The organism is Marinobacter flavimaris (genome assembly GCF_002933295.1).
GTDB lineage: Bacteria > Pseudomonadota > Gammaproteobacteria > Pseudomonadales > Oleiphilaceae > Marinobacter > Marinobacter flavimaris.
Genome location: NZ_PSSW01000006.1, coordinates 106,691 through 126,612 on the forward strand (window position 1 = coordinate 106,691; position 19,922 = coordinate 126,612).

The window sequence follows — 19,922 nt, forward strand, 5'->3', positions numbered from 1 at the left end:
GTGTCGTATTTTCTGTCAGAAGGTGAAGAAAACGTTCAGCGCCTCAGGTGGTTCTGCAGTCCTCGAAAATATTGAGCGACGGCTCGATCGCCCCGGTCTTTACGTTCATCAGTCCCAGCATGGAGGAGAACAGGTTGTCGTGGCTCAACGGTTGCGATGCGATCCGGTTGACGCACTCGGCATCAATCCGGTTATCCATCCGGAAACCGTCTGACAACCACACAACCATGGGCACATGGGTCTGGGCCTCCGGCGCCAGCATGTAAGGAATACCGTGCAGGTAGATGCCACCCTCGCCCAGTGACTCGCCATGGTCAGAGACATACACGAGGGCAGTGTTGTAATCCGCCTGCATGGATTTCAGCATGCGCACGGTTTCCCCAAGCAAGCGATCGGTTACCAGAATACTGTCATCGTAGGCGTTGATGATGGCCTGTTGGTCACAGCTCTGCAGTTCATTGCTCTGACACTCGGGCAGGTACTTTTTCTGGTCCGGTTTGCTGCGCTTGTAGTACTCGGGACCGTGACTGCCAAGCTGATGCAACACCATGAAATGGTCGTTGTTTTCTGCAACATCGAGCTGCTGATGGGCACCCTTCAGCAGCACCAGATCATCACAGTACTCGCCCTGGCAAAGGTCGGTATCCTCCGGACGAACGGTCGGAATCCGGTCACACATGCCCTTGCAGCCGGAGTTATTATCCAGCCAGGTACTGACGATGCCGGCGCGGGTCATGACATCCAGGAAGTTATCACTGTTCTTGGCCACGGCTTCATCGTAATCCGATCTGCCCAGCCACGAGAACATACAGGGCACCGACAAGGCCGTTGCGGTCCCGCAGGAGGATACGCGGGGAAAATTGACCAGTGTTCCGCCCGATTGCCGGGCCAGTTTACTGAGCTCCGGGGTGGTATCGCGCTGATAGCCATTCAGACCAAAATGGTCTGCGCGCGCAGTTTCACCAAGAACGAAAACCACCAGATTGGGTTTGGCGCGATCGGAAACCGGGAGAGAAACCGTCGCATCCAGCCCCACCTGCTGGTATTCCTGGGGAAACTGCGCCGCAGCCACCTTGCTACCCAGCGATGCCAGGGCAGCAACACTGTTCACCGGCACCACAAGATCCTTGATGTCGCGGTGATTACGGAACGTTGAAGCCATCTCCTGATAGCTGGTCAACGCCAGTACCAGAATCAGAGCGATATCAACAATGATCGGGGCCAACCAGTGAGTGACCCTTTTCAGGCCCGCCGGCCAGCTCACGCGTGCCAGGAAGAGCAGCACAACCGGAATCACAAAGAAGAGCGCCATGTGCACAAGCAGTCCGAGGCTCAGCAGGCCGCGAGCCTCCTGCACATCGGTTTCGAACACGTTCTGCAGCATGTGCTTGTCGATCAGCACGCCATACGCGTTCATGAAATACCCACTGAGCGCTGCACTTAAAAACAGAAACACCAGTACCGGCTTCAGGATAAATCGTGCCGAAAACAGGCTGATCAGGAGATGGTTGACCAGCAGCAACAAAAACGCGAGTTTGAACATCAGCATCGGCTGATCAAAGCCGACGTATCGATCAAGGGCGGTGTAGAAAGGAACGTTATACAGAGCGGTAAGTGCAAAGGCGCTGATCAACACCAGCCAATGCGGTTTGATTGCAGGCCATTGAAACCGACCGGTTCCGCTATGCACAAACGGCTGCGCGTGAAGAGTGGGTTTTGAGGACAAGCCCATGGGATTTTCCGGGATAAGTGTGATTCAAGGTCTGGTGAGTGTGCTCCCCGAACCTTAAAGCAAACTTAAACGGACTTAGCTCAACTCATCACGCAGGTGGGATTCGATGGCAAAGGTGTGCGGGCAATCCGCACCCATTGCCCTCAGGGACTCTGCAAGGCGCAAGAGATAATCGGCATTCGGGCCACTGGGGCCTGAGGCAGAGGCGATCTGGCGGGCAATATCCGCGTCCGGCGCGTGGCCCAGGAAGGCTTCGTTGTCTTCGGTGGCAATGTAAACCAGGCCGTCGGCATGGCTGCCATCGTCGAAGGTGAGCGTGATGCTCAGGCGCAGATAGCCGTTCTTTTCACGGACATCCAGGTGCTCGAACACTTTGGGTGACACCCTGAACGCCATGCCCTTGCAGACAGCATTTGGCTTTTCTACCAGGGTAACCACGCGGCCGGGGGCCTCCGGCGTGCCCCGATGATCGTGGGAACCCTGCCAGAACCGCCTTTCCCACCCTCGAATCGACGCCGGGCGCTGCTCCAGAAAGGGGAAATCCACCTTGTAGATCAGCGAGCCGTAACCAAACAGCCACACCGACTCCACGCCGGAGAAATCGTATCGTTTGCGATTGTGCTCAATGGTATTGGCAGACATCAGACACCCTGCAGCGAAAACCTGTCCCGCGATACTCTAGGTGGAGGCAATGAAACCCGCAATGCCCGTCAACACGATTTCAGCCGCCATAGCAGAGAGGATCAGACCGCTGATCTTGGACATGATGTTCAGGCCGGTCTTGCCCAGCACCTTCTCCAGGTAGCCGGACAGGTGCAGCAGCACCGCGAGGATCAGCAGGCTGGATACCAATCCCAGGAGTCCGCCTGCCACTTCGGATACCCGGTTAAGCTCGGCGCCATACACCATGATTGCACCAATGGTGGCCGGGCCAATCATCACCGGAATAGCCAGTGGCACAACGGCAATGTCATCACGGTCCTCATCAGGCAGCCCGGTGGCGTGATTCCGGGTACCACTGGTCACCAGGCTGATGGCGGTCAGAAACAGCAGGCAACCGGCACCGATCCGGAACGAATTCAGGGTAATGCCGATGGCGCTGAACAACAGCGGGCCGGCAAAGAACAGAATCACGCCCATCAGAAAGGCCGAAACGCAGGCACGGCGGATGATCGATGTTTTCTCGGTTGCTGGCAGGCCCCTGGTCAGCGCCAGGAACATGGTCACTACGAAAAAAGGCGCCAGCAGGAACAGGAAGCGAATGGTGCTGCTGATGTAAGTCGAGAAAAACGTTTCAATCATTCCGTGTCGTCCGGGTGCCATCGAAAGCCCGCAAGCATAGCTTGCTATGCGGCACTCCGCCGTAAGGAAGTGAACGTATGGATAAGCTCAACCACAACCGGACGGGTGGATTCGGTTAAGTCGATAGTTCTTCCAGATAGGTTTCGCCGTCGCCGTACAGGGAGGCGAACTCCTCCTCGGGCACCACGGTCACGGCAATCTCCGGTTCATGTCCACCACCCCCCAGCAGGACGCCCCGCATCGGGGTGATATCGGAAAAGTCCCTGCCCCAGCCGAGGGTAATGTGTTCCAGGTCCGGCCTCAGGGCATTGGTAGGATCCAGCTCCAGCCAGCCGAAATCCGGCACGAACACAGCCACCCACGCATGGGTAGCATCGGCTCCAACAAGGCGCTCCTTGCCCTCGGGCGGATGGGTCAGGATATACCCGCTCATGTAACGTGCGGCCAGGCCCAACGAGCGAAGACAGGCAATCATGATGTGGGAGAAATCCTGGCAAACCCCTCGACGGGCCTTGAACGCCTGTCCGACCGGAGTGAAGGTTTCCGTCGCCGTTGCATCGAAACTGAAATCGCGATGAATCATCCGCATCAGGGCATCAGCCGCCTCTACCAGCGCGCGCCCCGGAAGGAACGCCTCCCGGGCATAGGCGGCGTACTGGGAATCAATGGGCACATTGGTGGAGACAAACCGGAACGCCGTGGCCTGAAGATGGTCCGCCGGGAACTTCCTGTCGGCACGGTACCGCAGGCTATCGCGGACGGTTTCCCAGGGAACTTTTGCCGCGGCTGCCGAGGGTTTCGGACGCTCACGAAGCTCCACCCAGAATTCGCTGATGATCCGTAAGTACTCATGTTCCGCGGTAAAATCAATCTTGGTAATCCGATTGCCGAAACTGTCCAGGAACGAGCTTCGCACCGGGGGTTCCGGTGCAATCGCCAGATGATGTTCCAGATTCCGCTGCCAGGGCAGGGCCCGCGGTGTCAGTCTCAGCAAATGGTGGGACTCCCCCACCACCTGATCGTACTGGTAGAGGGTCTCATGACGCACATGGTAACGGACAAATGTCATGACAGGTGCCTCAATCCGGGTTCACAGACCGGTCGGAATACCGGGTGTGAATAAAACACTGCCGCTGAATTTCATCAGACACACGATAGGCCTCCGACCGGATGTCACACAATAGCTCCGCCAGGGCTTCACAGGCTTTGTCCGGGCGCTTGCGCTCAAACGGATGCAAATCAAGCGCTCGCAGCCGCTGCAGCGATTCGTTCAGATCCGGCGGAAACAGCTGACCGGTTTTACGACCCATCTCCGGCAGGTCCTTCTGCAGCTGGCGCAGCTGGAACATCACCGAATGAGGGTTGCTTGCGTCTATCACCAGGGTATGGAGTACCCCCAGAAGCTCTGGTGTCCGACGGTACCGGGTGCGGTAGGTGACTTCCGAGTTGGCCACTTCCAGCAGCCACTCGAGCATGGCATGGCGGCTGAACCGGTCGCTGAACAGGGGCACGCAAATCAGCGTACAGAGATTGGCCAGTCGCTCCAGGCGCCGGCCGATCACCAGGAAAACCCAGCTGGCATCCCGCGTAATGTCATCCATCGCAAAGCCCGCCAGGGAGATGCAATCAAGCAACACTAGGTTCAGTGCCCGAATCGACCGGTCTGGCGTGGTTGGCGCCGGGCTCAGGGGCTTGCCCACCCGATTGAGCGTGTGCCAGTTGTCGGAAGACAGACGGTCCCGGACCTGGCTGGCGTTGAACAGCAGGGCATCAAGAATCGACGCGATTGAACCCGGAAATTGCAGGTCACTCACCGCTCTCAACAAGGCGTCGGGAAGCGGCTCGGGGACCGCATCTTCTTCAGGCTCCGGAAGGGTCCCGAATTGTTCGGCTGCCTGTTGCAGCCCGAGCAGGGCTTCTTCGCTGGCCTGGTCGTGGCCCGACAGACGGTTGAACGCCGCCCGCAATAAACGGGCAGTTCCCTCCGCCCGCTCCGAGTGCCGGCCCATCCAGAACAGGTTTTCCCCCACCCGGGAGGGCGTGTCCCGCTCGCCGTCGAGCAGGTCAGACACCTGCAGCCGTCTCTTGATCAGTGACTTGGAGGGAGCCGTGTAGCGAGCCTGTACCCAGGTGTCCTTCGACAGCCCTCCCCGTTGCATGGAGATGACTTCCACACCCGCATCCATGGCGACCCGGGTCAGCCCACCGGGCATGACCCGCCAGCCGGAAGGCGTGGCCGCCGCAAACAGCCGCAGGCCGATGGACCGGGTGGCCAGCGGCTGCTCCGGATCCCCCTTCCAGACCGGCGCCTGGGAAAGATGGACGAGCTCCTGGCCGACAAAGGCATGGGGATGGGCATGCATCTTCTTGATCAGGGCGTCCCGCTCTGCACCTTTCACCTGGTAACCGAACACCGGCTCCATTCGCATGCTCGCGAAGGCCGGTTTAATGACCAGCTCGTCCAGGTGCTCAATGACATAATCCAGAGCCGGTTTCTCACCACACCACCAGGACGCCACCGACGGCATAGCCAGAGGCGAGCCCAGTAATTTCTTCGAAATCTCCGGCAAAAACCCGAATAACGCCGCACTCTCAAGCACCCCGGAACCCAGGGCATTTGCCATCAGCACCTTGCCTGCCCGCACCGCTCCCAGAAGCCCGGGAATCCCCAGCACGGAATCGGCGCGAAGCTCCAGCGGATCACAGAAGCCATCGTCCAGCCGGCGATAAATGGCGTGTACCCGCCGCAGGCCCTGAAGCGTTTTCAGGTACACCGTGTCATCTCGCACGGTCAGATCCTGGCCCTCGACCAGCGGCAAACCCAGGTAACGGGCCAGGAACACATGTTCGAAATAGGTTTCGTTGAAACGGCCCGGGGTCAGCAGAACGCAAAGCGGTGACTCGGTTCCGGCTGGCGACATGCCCGCCAGGCTGTTCTGGAAACCCTGGAAGAATTCCGAAAGGTTGGTTACCGGCAGGTTGTGGAATGGCGCCGGGAACGCCCGGGAAATCACCAGCCGGTTCTGAAGGGCGTAACCGGCGCCGGAGGGCGCCTGGGTACGGTCTGCCATTACCCACCAACCGCCGTCTGGTGCGCGCGCCAGATCCACGGCATACAGGTGCAGGAACCGGCCCCCGGCAGGCTGAATCCCCTGGCAGGGCCACTGGAAACCCGCCTGCCCGTAGACCAGGGCCGGAGGCATAAGACCTTCTTTTAACAGCGACTGCTCGCCGTATAGATCGGCCAGAACGCTGTCCAGGAGCTCTGCACGCTGGGCGACGGCTTTCGAGAGCCATTGCCATTCATCGGCGCCCAACACCAGCGGCAGCAGATCCACCTCCCAGGGTCGGGTATCGCCGCGGGGGTCTTCATAGACGTTGTAGGTTACGCCATCTTCGGCGATGGCATTGGAAACCGCCTGAGCCCTGAGGTTGAGACCAGCGACAGACTCAAGGTTCAGCTGCTGCAACAACGGACGCCAGTGCGACTTCGGTCCGGAGCCCATGGAGCCAAGCTCATCGAACCGATCCGGCACCGGGTGGTACTGGCGGAGGATGTCAGTTACTGCATGCTGCTTCGCCACCGTGAATTCAGGCTCCATTGGTCAGTGAGCTGGAAGCATAGCCGCTTTGCAGTCTCCCGGGCCAGTATCAAACGGTAAGTTCCCGCGTGTTATTTGTGATATCGCAGATCCAGGGTGAACGGGAACTCCCGATGCTCTGGAACCGGCCGCAGGGGTTGTTGTCCTGGGCTGTGACCCATCCGGAAGAAACGCGCCATACGGCGGCCTTCGGCCTCGAACGAATTCACCGGCAGAGTCTCGAAATTCCGGCCACCGGGGTGGGTTACGTGGTACTCGCAACCCCCGAGGCTGCGTTCGTTCCAGGTATCCACGATATCGAACACCAGCGGGCCATCCACACCAATGGTTGGATGCATGCACTGCGATGGCTGCCAGGCCCGGTAGCGCACACCTGCAACGAACTCTCCCACCATGCCGGTGGCCTGCAGCGGCAATGGCACCTGATTGCAGGTGATCTGGTAACGATCCGGCGCAGCGCCACGAACTTTTATCTGCAAACGCTCCAGCGAGGAGTCCACGTAGCGGGCCGTGCCGCCAATGGCGCCATGCTCGCCCGTGACATGCCAGGGCTCCAGGGCCGAGCGCAGCTCAAGGGTAATGCCCTGGACCTTGTAGTCGCCGATCCGGGGGAACCGGAATTCGAAATGGGGCGCGAACCATTCGCTCTCGAGCGGATAGCCCTGCGCCTTCATATCGTCGATGACGTCCTCGAAGTCCTGCCAGACATAGTGCGGCAGCAGGAAACGATCGTGCAGCTCGGTGCCCCAGCGAACCAGTCCGGAAGGCTTGTAGGGTTGCTCCCAGAATCGTGCCACCAGCGCCCGCAACAGCAGTTGCTGGGTCAGGCTCATCCGGGCATGGGGCGGCATCTCGAAGGCCCGCAATTCCAGCAACCCGTGGCGCCCGCCCGGGCCGTCCGGAGAATAAAGCTTGTCGATACAGAACTCGGCCCGATGGGTATTACCGGTCACATCCGTGAGCAGGTCCCTGAGCAGCCGGTCCACCACCCAGGGCGCGACCTTTTTGCCCACCGGACACAGCCGCTCCATTTCCCTGAATGCCAGTTCCATCTCGAACACGTGATCATTGCGGGCTTCATCGATTCTCGGCGCCTGGGAACTGGGACCGATAAACAGGCCGGAGAACAGGTAGGACAGACTGGGGTGGTTATGCCAGTAGCTGATCAGGCTTCGCAACAGATCCGGACGCCTCAGGAACGGGGAATCTTCTGCCTTTTGCGAACCCAGCACGAAATGGTTGCCACCACCGGTGCCGGTATGGCGACCGTCCATCATGAACTTCTCGGAGGTGAGCCGGCATTCGTAAGCGTCGGCGTACAGGGATTCGGTCTGCTCTACCATTTCATCCCAGGTCCGAACGGGCTGCACATTCACTTCGATCACCCCCGGGTCCGGGGTGATCCGAAAGTGGGTGATCCGGTGGTCCGAGGGTGGCTCGTAGCCCTCCAGCAATACCGGTTGCCGGAGAGTGGCAGCGGTTTTCTCGATGGCTGACACCAATGCCAGGTAGGGCTCGAGCTCCTCCAGCGGCGGCATGAAAATACGGAGAATGCCATCCCGGGGCTCCACACAAAGGGCCGTTCGGACAATCTCCGGTGCCGACTTGCCTTTTTTCGGCGGCTCCAGTTCCGGCGATGCCTGCCCGGTCTGTCCCCGGCTGTTCCATTGCCGGATTTCCTCGCTGGCCGGCAGCTGGCCACGGGGCGCAAACGGGTCCTGCTCATGGATCCAGGGGTAATCGGCTTCCTCCACCCAGGGCTGGCTGTCCAGAGGCAGCCGGTGCCCCATGGGGGAGCCGCCCGGAATCAGGTAACAGCGTTCACTGCGAAGGAACCACGGGCCGGTTTCCCAGGCCTGTTCCTTTTCCGACACACGCAGTGGCAGCACGTAGCCGACGGGCTCATCTAGTCCCCGGCTGAAAATCTGCTGAAGCTGCTTGCGCTCCAAGGCATTCTCGAGTTTCGCATCGAAAGGATCGACGTTGACCGGTAGACGTCGTTCCCGCCACAAGTAATAAAAGGCATCCTCGAACCCCGGGAACAGCTGTTTTTCATCAACACCAAGCTCTTTCGCCAGGGCCGACAAAAACCTGTGGGCATCTTCCGGGCTTGCGTTGCCTTCGATGCGCTCATCCGCCAGCCAGCGCTCGTCCCGCCAGATCGGCTCGCCATCCTTGCGCCAGTAACAGTTCAGGGACCATCGGGGCAGCGGCTCCCCCGGATACCACTTTCCCTGGCCGAAATGAACCAACCCGCCAGCGCCATAGCGATCCCGCATCCGGTGATAGAGCTCGATGGCCTTCTTGCGCTTGGTGGGGCCCATGGCCTCGGTGTTCCACTCCGGCTCGTCCCGGTCGTGATTCGCCACGAAGGTGGGTTCACCGCCCTGGGTCAGACGCACATCCAGTTCTGTCAGACGCTGGTCCACGTCATGGCCCAGCCCAACGATGCGTTGCCACTGGGCCTCGGTATAGGGTTTGGTCACCCGAGGTGCTTCCCAGATGCGCTGAACGCTCATCTGGTGCTCGAACTCGACCCCGCACTCCTCAACCATGCCGGTAATTGGCGCCGCCGAGGACGGATCCGGGCTGCAGGCCAGCGGGATATGCCCTTCTCCGGCAAACAGGCCGGACGTCGGATCCAGCCCCACCCAACCGGCGCCCGGCAGGAAGACTTCGCACCAGGCGTGCAAATCGGTGAAGTCTTCCTCAGCGCCCGAAGGGCCATCCAGTGCTTTCTGGTCTGCCTTGAGCTGAATCAGGTAGCCGGACACAAAGCGCGCCGCCAGCCCCAGATGCCGGAGCGTCTGCACCAGCAACCAGGTCGAATCCCGACAGGAGCCGGAGCCCTTTTTCAGGGTTTCCTCCGGGGTCTGGACGCCCGGCTCCATCCGGATCAGGTAATCAATACGGTCAGCAAGGCTCTGGTTCACACCCACCAGGAAATCCACGCTGGGAGTTTCCTTGCGGTCTATGGTGGCCATCCACTTACGGAATTCCGGTGTTTCCGGTAGTTTCTGTAAATAAGGCGCCAGCTCTGCCGTCTGCCACTCCTCGTATTCAAACGGAATGGTCTCTGCCCGGGGTTCCAGAAAGAAATCGAACGGGTTGATCACGGCCATCTCGGCAACCAGATCCACAGTGATCTTCAGTTCTTCGGTTTTCTCCGGAAACACCAGGCGGGCCAGATAATTGGCCTGGGGGTCCTGTTGCCAGTTCAGGAAATAACCCTCTGGTTCCACCTTCAGCGAGTAGCTGAGGATGCGCGTCCGCCCGTGCGGACACGGACGCAATCGAACTATTTGCGGGCCCAGGCTGATCGGGCGCTCATAGCGATAGTGGGTGGTATGGCTCAGGGCAACGTGAATCGACATGGAACCTATCTCACAGGCGAATAAAATTGGGAGTTTCAGGCTGTCTCGTAGACAGGAAACCACGTCTCTGCAATATCGTCGTGAAGCTCACCGATTTCTAACTGCAGTTTTTCCAGGAACAGGATCACGTCCTCCTTGCGGATCAGTGCATCCACGTCCCCATCCCGGGTGTGACGTACCGCCTGCAACGCGGTGCGGAGCGGAATCTCGTTCCTTGGCAGACGGTCGAGAGCGCCCGCGACTTCGCTGAGGCTGTGCAGCACCGATCGCGGGAACGGCTCATTCTGCAACAGGAAACGAATGACCAGAGGCCCGCTGACCTTCCGCCGCACATTGTGACGGTACATCTGGAAGGCACTCTGATAACGCAGGACACTGGTCCACAGCAGCCCGCCATAGGTTTCGGTGCCATCCCAGCCGTCGAGGAACTGCAGGGCGCCCACTTCAATCTGCCGGGTGGCCATGTCCGCCCGCTCCAGGTTGCGGCCTACTCGGATGAAGTCATACCCCTCATCGTGACTCATGCAACCGGCCAGCAAACCATTGAGCATCTGGCAGCGACCCACGATTTCGTTGAGGAATTCGTACCTCGCCCGCTTACCAACCCCCTGATCTATGTTCTCCAGGATGTACCGGTACAGCTCGTTGATCACCTCCCAGGCGTCGGTTGGAATCTGGTCCCGGGTGGTGCGCACGTTCTCCCGGGCGGCCTTGATGCAGGAGGCAATGGAGCTCGGGTTGTAGCCATCCGCCATCAGAAACTTCACACAGTTGCGCTCATCGGCCTTCTGATGATGCTGGTCAAACAGCGCCCCCATGCCCGTCACGGCCACCAGTCCCTTCCAGGAAAGCTGGGTTTCCCGGGGCATGTCCAACGCCAGGGAATTAAAGGCCATGATCATCCGGGCGTTGTTCTCGGCCCGCTCAAGGTATCTGGCCATCCAGTACAGTCGTTCCGCTACACGTGACAGCACATCAATTCTCCTCGTCCACGATCCAGGTATCCTTGCTTCCACCGCCCTGGGACGAATTCACCACCAGGGAGCCTTTTCGCATCGCCACCCGCGTAAGCCCGCCAGCCGTAACGTAGGTTCTCACGCCCTGCAGCACAAAAGGCCGAAGATCCAGGTGTCGGGGCGCCAGGCCCTCGTCGCACAAAGTTGGGGCCACAGAGAGACTCAATGTGGGTTGGGCGATGTAGTTGCGCGGGTTCTTCTTGATCAGGCGCGCGAACTCGGTGCGCTGCTTCTTGGTGGAATGGGGCCCCACCAGCATGCCATAGCCCCCGGACTCGTTCGCGGGCTTGACCACCAACTCGTCGAGATGCTCAAGGACATACTCCTGATCCTGCTTGTTCACACACATGTAGGTGGGCACGTTCGGGATGATCGGCTCCTCATCCAGGTAGTAACGGATCATGTCCGGCACGAAGGCGTAGATCACCTTGTCGTCGGCCACGCCGGCACCCGGTGCATTGGCGAGGCCAACCTTGCCATTGCGCCAGGCTCGCATCAGACCGGGCACGCCCAGAGTGGAATCGGAACGGAATACCTCCGGGTCCAGGAAATCGTCGTCAATGCGGCGATAAATCACATCCACGCGCTCCAGGCCCTCGACAGTACGCATGTAGACACAATCATCTTCGCCAACCACCAGGTCGGCCCCTTCTACCAGCTCGGCGCCCATGCGCTGAGCCAGGAAGGAATGTTCAAAATAGGCGGAGTTGAAAATACCTGGCGTGAGCACCGCAATTTTCGGGTGGTCCTGAGGCCGGGGCGAAATCGACGCCAGCATGTCGAACAGCTGGTTGGTGTAGTCATCGACCGGCAGAATGCTGGTTTTGTCGAACAGCTCCGGGAACACCCGTTTGGTCAACTGACGGTTCTCCAGCATGTAGGAAACACCCGAGGGGACCCGCAGGTTGTCCTCAAGAACATACACCTTGCCATCTTTATCCCGCACCAGGTCGGATCCACAGATGTGCGCCCAGACCCCCAGTGGCGGCGTGAACCCCCGACATTGCTCGCGAAAGTTCTTCGAGTTGGCGAACACATATTTGGGGATGACCTTGTCCTTGACGATGTTCTGGTCGTTGTAGATGTCGTTGATGAACATGTTTAGGGCCGTCAGGCGCTGGGCCAGACCCTGCTCGATGGTTTCCCACTCCCGACGCGAAATAACCCGGGGAATGATGTCGAAGGGCCAGGCCCGGTCAATATTTTCGCCCTCGCTATAGATAGTGAAGCTGACCCCCATCTCAAGTATCGCCAGTTCGGCCGCCTGCTGGCGCGCCTGGATTTCCTCGGAACCAAGATTGCCCAGGTAGTCGGTAATCGCCGTGGCCGCAGGCCGGGGCTTGCCCTTGGCAGCAATCAGTTCATCGTAGAACTCGTTGGGATCGTAGTTTTTCCAGTCTATCGATTTGTTCTTTTTCATTTGGGGTCCTTTCGTTAACCACCGTGAGCTATTCGGTGTACCAGACGGAGTTTCTCCACCACCGGAGCCGCAAGCACGAAGGGGTAGGCATCGTCATGCCCCATGCTTCGATTCAGGCTGTTGAGCGCAAGCGTCAGGGGTAACCAGTGCTTGATCAGTGCATCGAAATCGTCGGCCTGGTAGGGGTCAAACGCAGGGTCTGGTTCGCTGTTCATTACCGGGCGCTGGCGGGCATTCACCCGCATCCCGAACTGCCAGGCAGTCTCTAATGTATCCACCATATGCAGGTAGTGTGCCCAGGTCTCGGCCCAGTCTTCCCAGGCATGGCTGCTGGCGTAGGAGCTGATGTACCAGCTCTGCCAGTCACCCGGCGGGCCGTACTGGTAATACTGGTCCAGCGCCTGTTTGTAGTCTCTGGCGTCATCACCGAACATCTCCCGAACCGGCCCAAGCCACGGCCCGGACCGGACCAGGATGTCCCAGTAGTAATGACCGGATTCGTGACGGAAATGCCCCAAAACAGTGCGATAAGGCTCAGCCATCTGGCTGCGCATCCGCTCCCGTTCCACAGGATCTGCCTCGGCAATATTCATGGTGATCACGCCATTTGCGTGGCCGGTTTTTACTTTCGCGCGTTCGTCGAACATCGCCGGCTGGTCAGCCAGAAAATCAAACGCCAGCCCGTACTGGTCCTCATTACGGGGTTCGCAGGGCAGCTCAAGGCGCAACACCGAATACACCAGACGCCGCTTTTCCTTCTCCAGACGCCGCCAGAGATCGTTGTTCTTCAGAATGCTGAGATCGGGGATGGTGCGGTTCAGTCGGCAGGCGACACAGAAGGTGTGGGCGTCCGGAGAAGGGATCAGCCAGTTGCAGGCACCCTGGTTCTGATAGTTGCCACAAAGCCTGTAGAGGTCGCCCCGGGCGACGGCCGCCCAGGTGCCATCATCGTTTGGCTCGATAGCCAGCAAGTCCATGACATCCGGGGCAAAGCCCAGTCCAGACCCACAACTGGTACAACGACTGTTTTCAAAATACAGCAGGTTGGCGCATCGGCCACAGTGAAACAGCTTCATCAGGGGACATCCTTGGCCGAGAGCGGCAAGACCATCCTTTCAGTATTGGCCAAAAGGGCCAAAACGCAACCTGGACACGCCCGAAAGCTGCCCGAAAGTCCCCCGCTGCCAACCGTTAAACGGCCAGAGCCGATTCGCGCTCGCTAACCCCGGATTCTGGTGCACGAACCAGATATTGAGCCGCATCAAAGCGTCGTGTCTGCTGACGGAACTGCCAGGTGAAGCCTGGCCATAATGTGGTGTTCTTGCCGTTTTCGTTCACGTACCAGCTCTTGCAGCCGGTCTGCCAGACTGAATCACCAAGCTTTGCGTGAATGGAAGCGTTGTAACGGCTCTGGGCGTCCGGCTTCACTTCCATGCTGCTCCATTGCTGCCGGCGCATCTTTTGGAGGGCATCCAGCACGTACTGGATCTGACTTTCGATCATATACACCATGGAGCTGTGGCCGAGGCCGGTATTCGGCCCCATCAGCATGAAGAAATTCGGGAAACCGCTGATGGTGGTGCCTTTGTATGCTTCGGCGCCATCCTTCCAGGCATCCAGCAGATCCTGACCATTACGGCCAAAGATCATGCCCGCGGGAATCGGGTCCTGGGCTCGGAAACCGGTGCCGTAGATGATGCAATCCACTTGCCGCTTGTTGCCCTGACCATCGATCACGGTGTTGCCCTGCACCTCACGGATACCCTCGGTCACCACATCCACATGGTCCTGGGCCAGCGCCGGATAGTAGTTATTGGAAATCAGCACCCGTTTGCAGCCGAAATGAAAATCCGGGGTAACCTTTCTGCGCAAGGCCTTGTCCGGAATCTGGTTGCGGATATGCCGGCGGGCCTGCAGTTCACCCAACTTCAGAATACGCGGATTGCCCACAAAGCCCAGTACCCGCGCCTCAAGCGACCAGTAGATACTCTGCCTGAACGCATTGAGTGTTTGTGGGAACATCCGGAAAAGCCGCTTCTCCACTGGCCGGATGGCACGGTCCGGCTTGGGCATGATCCACGGTGGTGTGCGCTGGTACAGGTCTACCTTTGCCGCCTGCTTCGCCACCTCCGGAACAAACTGGATGGCCGAGGCACCGGTCCCGATCACCGCCACCCGCTTGCCGCGCAAATCGTAGTCGTGATCCCAGTCCTGGGAGTGGAAACGCTTGCCCGTGAAGGATTCGATCCCCTTGATCTCCGGATACGCCGGCGTGCTCAATCCCCCCATTCCGGAAACGAGGATATCGGCCCTCAAGGTAGTGAATTCCGGCAGCCCCTTATCGGTTCGATCCAACCGGTCTCCCGGCTTCACGCCTCTTTCCTGCATGTACGCCCAAAGCGTCGGACTATCACAGGTTTCAACAACCCACCGTTGGTGGGTCTCATCAAATCGCGCTCCCGCCACGTGGGTGTTCAGCCGGATGTGCTTCATCAGCCCGTATTTCTCGGCGCAATGTTTCAGATACGCCTTGATCTCGTGCTGCTGGGCATACATCCGGCTCCAGTTCGGGTTCTGCTCGAAGGAGAAGGAGTAGAGTGCAGACTGCACGTCACAGGCACACCCCGGGTAGTGGTTCTGGTGCCAGGTGCCACCGATGTCGTCACTCTGCTCCAGGATCACGAAGTCGTTGTAGCCGGCTTCCTTGAGTTTGATGGCCATGCCCAGGCCGGAGAATCCGGTGCCGATGATGGCGATCTGTGTGTTCTGTGTCATTGCTGCACTCCTGCGTTGGCCCCAGTGCCCCAGCTAAACGGGACACTAGACCTTGTCTGTTGTTATCCGGCGGGTCATCATGGCCGGTAGACACATGTATACACAGCTTGGTATACAACCGTATACTCCTGGTTCGGTGATTGGCCTCAGGTGACTGATCATTGGCCTCTGCGGCGGGCTCTGGCTGGGGGGGGCTGGTCATTTGTGGGAAGGGCTTCCAAAACGCGCTCCTTGCGGCACATCCCTGTGACGCTTGGCTCTCGCCATCCATGGCGAGAGACAGTTTTGGAAGCCCTTCCCACAAACGACCGTCAGACTCACAGTGGCCCGCCCTCATACAGTCGCCTCAAGTCTGGCAGCCCACTTCCATTGTTCGGGGGCCGTGTTGGCAGGTATTCCGAAAATGCTCGGAGCCAGGGATGGCGGAGAGCAAGCGTACATGGACGTACTTGCAGCGGTTTTCGGAATACCTGCCAACGCGGCCAACCTCCAAAGCAGAGGAAAAGATGAACGGATTAACCGGCGGAAAGCTGAAACTCATCCAGGCTGCGCTTCGGCTGATTACCGAAACCCGGAGCCTGACGTCGCTGGGACTGCGGGAGCTTGCCCGGGAGGCGGGGCTGAATCCGAATACCTTTTACCGACACTTCAAGAGCCTGGATGAATTCGGCCTGCAGGTACTGGGTTACATTGCCGAGGAGATGAAAGCCGGGGTCCGGGATCTGCGGCAGATGGCGGATTCTTCCGAACAGGCGTCGCGGGATACGGTGGCGTTTGTGTACCACTACTTCCTGGCCAATCCGGCGGCAACTACGGTGGCCGTGCGGGAACTCCACGGCCCCTCCCCGATACTGCGACGGGCCCTTGAATCACAGCTTGAAGCCAGCGCCCGGGAAATGGCCGAAGACATTATCGAGCGGCAACTGGTGAGCGCCGTGCCGTCCGAGACCATTCATGAAGTCTCCCGCATGACCATCCGCTACATCCTGTTCCGGGCCATGGATTACATCGAGAAACCCGCCCAGCGCGAAACCATCCAGACCGAAACCGAACATTTCATCAACCGGCAGTTCCGGGGTGCGATGCTTGATCACCTGTCGCAAACGGAAGTCGAACGCCTCGCCCTGAGGCAGGGCTGATATACCTCCGATAAATCCGCTTTCCGGGCAGATCTGGCAACCTGCACTAGTATGTAGATAACCAGAACAAGTGATCAATCGGGAAATCCGGAGGCAAACCAATAATGAAAATCGGTATCCCCAAGGAAATCTTTGAGGACGAGCGGCGAGTGGCCGCCACGCCACCTTCTGTTCACAAGTTAATCGGACTTGGTTATGACGTGATCGTGGAAGGCGGCGCCGGCGAGGCGGCGAACTACTCCGATGCCGCCTATGAAAAAGTGGGCGCAGCCATCGCAGCCGATACCAGCTCACTGTGGAAAGAAGCCGACTTTATCCTCAAGGTCCGCGCGCCCATGGAAAATCCGGCACTGGGCAAACACGAAGCGGATCTGATGAAGGAGGGCGCGTTTCTGGTCAGCTACATCTGGCCAGCCCAGAACCCGGAATTGCTGGAAAAGCTGGCCGCCAGAAAGATCACGTCTTTCGCCATCGACAGCCTGCCCCGCATCAGCCGCGCCCAGAAGATGGACGCACTCAGCGCCATGGCCAACATCGCCGGCTATCGGGCGGTGATCGAGGCGGCGAACCACTTCGGGCGTTTCTTTACCGGGCAGGTTACCGCTGCTGGCAAGGTGCCACCCGCGAAAATCATGGTCATCGGTGCCGGGGTGGCTGGCCTGGCAGCCATTGGCGCGGCCAACAGCATGGGCGCTATCGTGCGGGCCTTTGATACCCGGCTGGAAGTAAAGGAACAGGTCGAGAGCATGGGCGCCGAGTTCCTGGAACTGGATTTCGGTGACGAGGAAGGCAGCGGCAGCGGTGGTTACGCCAAGCAGATGAGTGACGAGTTCATCAAGGCGGAGATGGCGCTGTTTGCAGAGCAGGCGGAAGAGGTGGATATCATCATCACCACCGCCCTGATTCCCGGCAAACCGGCACCGAAACTGATCACCGCCGACATGGTAAAATCCATGAAGCCCGGCAGCGTGATCGTGGATCTGGCCTCAGAGCGAGGGGGTAACTGCGAACTGACCGAACCGGGCAAAGTCGCCCATCAACACGGCGTTACCCTGATCGGCTACACCGACCTGCCCAGCCGGATGGCCAAGGTGGCCAGTGATCTGTACGCCACCAACCTGGTGCATCTGCTCACCGAGCTGACACCCGAGAAAGACGGCACGCCGCTGGTGAACATGGAAGACGAAGTCATCCGCGGCCTGACGGTGGTTCACGAGGACGAAATAACCTGGCCGCCGCCACAACCGGAATCGCCGGTCAGCCCCAAGCCCGCACCGGGCACCGAGGAGCCTTCAGCCGAAGCAAAAGCGGCCGCCAAGAAGGACGCGGACCGTCGCAGCCTGATCGGCAAAGGCGTTCTTCTGGTGGTGACGGCCCTGGCGCTCTACGGAGTGGGCGCCCACGCGCCGGAAAGCTTCCTGCAACACTTCACTGTGTTCGTACTGGCCTGCTTTATTGGCTGGCAGGTGATCTGGAACGTAACCCCTTCCCTGCATACCCCCCTGATGAGCGTTACCAACGCCATCAGCGGCATCATCGTTATCGGCGCCATTCTGCATCTGGCCCAGGCGGAGAATATTGCCGTTGGCATCATGGCGTTTGTGGCGGTGCTGATTGCCAGCATCAACGTGGGCGGTGGCTTCCGGGTCACCCATCGCATGCTCAAAATGTTCCGCAAGTAGGAGGCGCCCGATATGAGCACAGGACTGGTGAGCGTGGCCTACGTGGTCGCAAGTATCTTGTTTATTCTCAGCCTGGGTGGCCTCAGCCACCAGGAATCGGCACGGCGCGGTAATCTCTACGGCGTCGCCGGCATTATCATCGCGGTGGGGGCCACTCTGGCCAGCGTAGACGGAGGCATTACCGCCATCATCATTGCCGTGTTGCTCGGTGCCGGCATTGGCATTCCCATCGCCAACAAGGTGGAAATGACCCAGATGCCTCAGCTGGTCGCCCTGCTCCACAGTTTCGTGGGTCTGGCGGCGGTATTGGTAGGTTTTTCCGGTTATATCGAGCCGTTGATTGCCACCTCCGGTACCGAGCACACCATCAAACTGGTGGAGGTGTTTGTCGGCATTTTTATAGGTGCCATTACCTTCACTGGTTCACTGGTGGCCTGCGGCAAACTGGACGGCCGAATCGACAGCAAGGCGCTGACCCTGCCCGGACGGCATCTGATGAACCTGACAGCGATCATTGTCTGCGTCTTGCTCGGGGCCTGGTTCCTGGGCACCGAGAGCATGGCCCTGGGAATCGTTGCCCTGATCCTGATGACCGCCATTGCCTCGGTCCTCGGCATTCACCTGATCATGGCTATTGGCGGCGCCGACATGCCGGTGGTGGTATCCATGCTAAACAGTTACTCCGGGTGGGCCGCCGCTTCCATCGGTTTCATGTTGGGCAATGATCTGCTGATTGTCGTTGGTGCCCTGGTGGGCAGCAGCGGTGCCATCCTCAGCTACATCATGTGCAAGGCCATGAACCGCTCGTTCATCAGCGTGATTCTCGGTGGCTTCGGCCAGACCAGCAGCAGTTCGGCGGCCGCGGACGCCGATCAAACGGTGCACGAATCCAGTGCCGATGATGTCTGCGAGGAGTTGCGCAACGCCCAGTCGGTGATCATTGTGCCCGGTTACGGTATGGCGGTGGCCCAGGCCCAGAACGGCGTCAGCGAGATGACCAAGATCCTTCGGGAACGGGGCGTAAACGTGCGTTTCGGCATTCATCCGGTGGCCGGCCGTCTGCCAGGGCATATGAACGTGCTATTGGCGGAAGCCCACGTCCCTTATGACATCGTGCTGGAAATGGACGAAATCAACGATGACTTCCCGGATACCGACGTGGTGCTGGTCATCGGCGCCAACGACACCGTGAACCCGGCCGCCGCCGAAGACCCGGGCAGTCCGATTGCCGGCATGCCGGTGCTGGAGGTCTGGAAGGCCCACCAGGTGGTTATCCTCAAGCGGGGCATGGCCACCGGTTATTCCGGGGTGGAGAATCCACTGTTCTTCAAGGACAACGCCCGTATGCTGTTCGGCGATGCCAAGGAAAGCATCGATAAGCTGGTAGGAGGCTTGCGGGGCTGAAGGCAGCCCCGCGCCTGTTTTCTTCGGGAGTTATTCGGTGGTGTTGTACACGTAGGACGACACGGTGCCGTCCTGGTTGAACCGCACCACCAGGTCGGTGGTTTCCGCTTCACCGAAGGCAGACCACTTGTACTTGCCATAGGTCCAGGTGCGTTTGCCGTCTTCGATCCCGGTGCGCCACGGCTCGCCGAACATCTCCTGGATATCGGCCCGCGTGGTTTCACCAATCTGGATCTGGTCCACATTGTGGGTGGCGAAGTCTTTGCCGACAGTCGCACAGCCCACCATGGCCGCCATCACCAGAGCCACGCACAACGTTTTAACCGAACCAATCATCGACATACGTATCCCTCATATTCGGGTGAATTTCACCCATCATAACGTGTCTCTGAGCAGACGCGATTACGAAGACGACAGGTTTCCGGAAACAAAAAAGCCGCAGGCCGGGAGGCGCTGCGGCAGGTCGATCGTCCGAT

14 protein-coding genes are annotated in these 19,922 nt (G+C 59.3%); 3 read left to right on the forward strand and 11 right to left on the reverse strand.

The features are described from left to right. Window positions 1–43 precede the first annotated feature (43 nt). The 10 genes from MDHKLMBL_RS12685 to MDHKLMBL_RS12730 form a co-directional block, all read right to left on the reverse strand. Window positions 44–1,732 (reverse strand): phosphoethanolamine transferase, encoded by a 1,689-nt coding sequence (locus MDHKLMBL_RS12685; protein ID WP_082220551.1) that lies wholly within the window; start codon window positions 1,730–1,732, stop codon window positions 44–46. Between the two features lie 75 nt (window positions 1,733–1,807). After that, window positions 1,808–2,374 carry a gamma-glutamylcyclotransferase gene (locus tag MDHKLMBL_RS12690; RefSeq protein ID WP_092030729.1) on the reverse strand — a complete coding sequence of 189 codons (567 nt, stop codon included), beginning with the start codon at window positions 2,372–2,374 and terminating at the stop codon, window positions 1,808–1,810. A 36-nt stretch (window positions 2,375–2,410) separates the two neighbouring features. Further along, window positions 2,411–3,034 (reverse strand): MarC family protein, encoded by a 624-nt coding sequence (locus MDHKLMBL_RS12695; protein ID WP_008172684.1) that lies wholly within the window; start codon window positions 3,032–3,034, stop codon window positions 2,411–2,413. 115 nt (window positions 3,035–3,149) lie between these two features. Then, window positions 3,150–4,103 carry a transglutaminase family protein gene (locus MDHKLMBL_RS12700; RefSeq protein ID WP_104270937.1) on the reverse strand — a complete coding sequence of 318 codons (954 nt, stop codon included), beginning with the start codon at window positions 4,101–4,103 and terminating at the stop codon, window positions 3,150–3,152. A 10-nt stretch (window positions 4,104–4,113) separates the two neighbouring features. Continuing rightward, window positions 4,114–6,540, reverse strand: coding sequence for a circularly permuted type 2 ATP-grasp protein (locus MDHKLMBL_RS12705; RefSeq protein WP_439116279.1), 2,427 nt, complete (start codon window positions 6,538–6,540; stop codon window positions 4,114–4,116). 167 nt (window positions 6,541–6,707) lie between these two features. Further along, complete coding sequence (locus tag MDHKLMBL_RS12710; protein WP_104270938.1) at window positions 6,708–10,010, reverse strand: transglutaminase family protein; 3,303 nt, start codon at window positions 10,008–10,010, stop codon at window positions 6,708–6,710. A gap of 35 nt (window positions 10,011–10,045) precedes the next feature. Next, window positions 10,046–10,984, reverse strand: coding sequence for an alpha-E domain-containing protein (locus MDHKLMBL_RS12715; RefSeq protein WP_008172676.1), 939 nt, complete (start codon window positions 10,982–10,984; stop codon window positions 10,046–10,048). A gap of 1 nt (window position 10,985) precedes the next feature. Next, entirely contained in the window at window positions 10,986–12,446 is a 1,461-nt protein-coding gene (locus MDHKLMBL_RS12720; RefSeq protein WP_053113310.1) for a circularly permuted type 2 ATP-grasp protein, read from the reverse strand. 14 nt (window positions 12,447–12,460) lie between these two features. After that, window positions 12,461–13,522: a zinc-binding metallopeptidase family protein gene (locus MDHKLMBL_RS12725; protein WP_053113311.1), complete on the reverse strand. Its 1,062-nt coding sequence runs from the start codon at window positions 13,520–13,522 to the stop codon at window positions 12,461–12,463. A gap of 115 nt (window positions 13,523–13,637) precedes the next feature. Continuing rightward, entirely contained in the window at window positions 13,638–15,221 is a 1,584-nt protein-coding gene (locus MDHKLMBL_RS12730; RefSeq protein WP_104270939.1) for a flavin-containing monooxygenase, read from the reverse strand. Between the two features lie 506 nt (window positions 15,222–15,727). Here MDHKLMBL_RS12730 and MDHKLMBL_RS12735 point away from each other — a divergent pair. From MDHKLMBL_RS12735 to pntB, 3 genes are all read left to right on the forward strand, one after another. Beyond that, a complete protein-coding gene (locus MDHKLMBL_RS12735) occupies window positions 15,728–16,360 on the forward strand; it encodes a TetR family transcriptional regulator (protein ID WP_039881970.1) in 633 nt (210 codons plus the stop codon). Between the two features lie 104 nt (window positions 16,361–16,464). Next, window positions 16,465–18,042, forward strand: coding sequence for a Re/Si-specific NAD(P)(+) transhydrogenase subunit alpha (locus tag MDHKLMBL_RS12740; protein ID WP_008172671.1), 1,578 nt, complete (start codon window positions 16,465–16,467; stop codon window positions 18,040–18,042). 12 nt (window positions 18,043–18,054) lie between these two features. Next, window positions 18,055–19,446 (forward strand): Re/Si-specific NAD(P)(+) transhydrogenase subunit beta, encoded by a 1,392-nt coding sequence (gene pntB, locus MDHKLMBL_RS12745; RefSeq protein WP_053113313.1) that lies wholly within the window; start codon window positions 18,055–18,057, stop codon window positions 19,444–19,446. Between the two features lie 30 nt (window positions 19,447–19,476). On the opposite strand, the gene bamE is transcribed toward pntB, so the two are convergent. After that, on the reverse strand, window positions 19,477–19,782 hold the full coding sequence (gene bamE, locus MDHKLMBL_RS12750; RefSeq protein WP_053113314.1) for an outer membrane protein assembly factor BamE domain-containing protein: 306 nt from the start codon (window positions 19,780–19,782) through the stop codon (window positions 19,477–19,479). Between the last annotated feature and the right edge of the window lie 140 nt (window positions 19,783–19,922).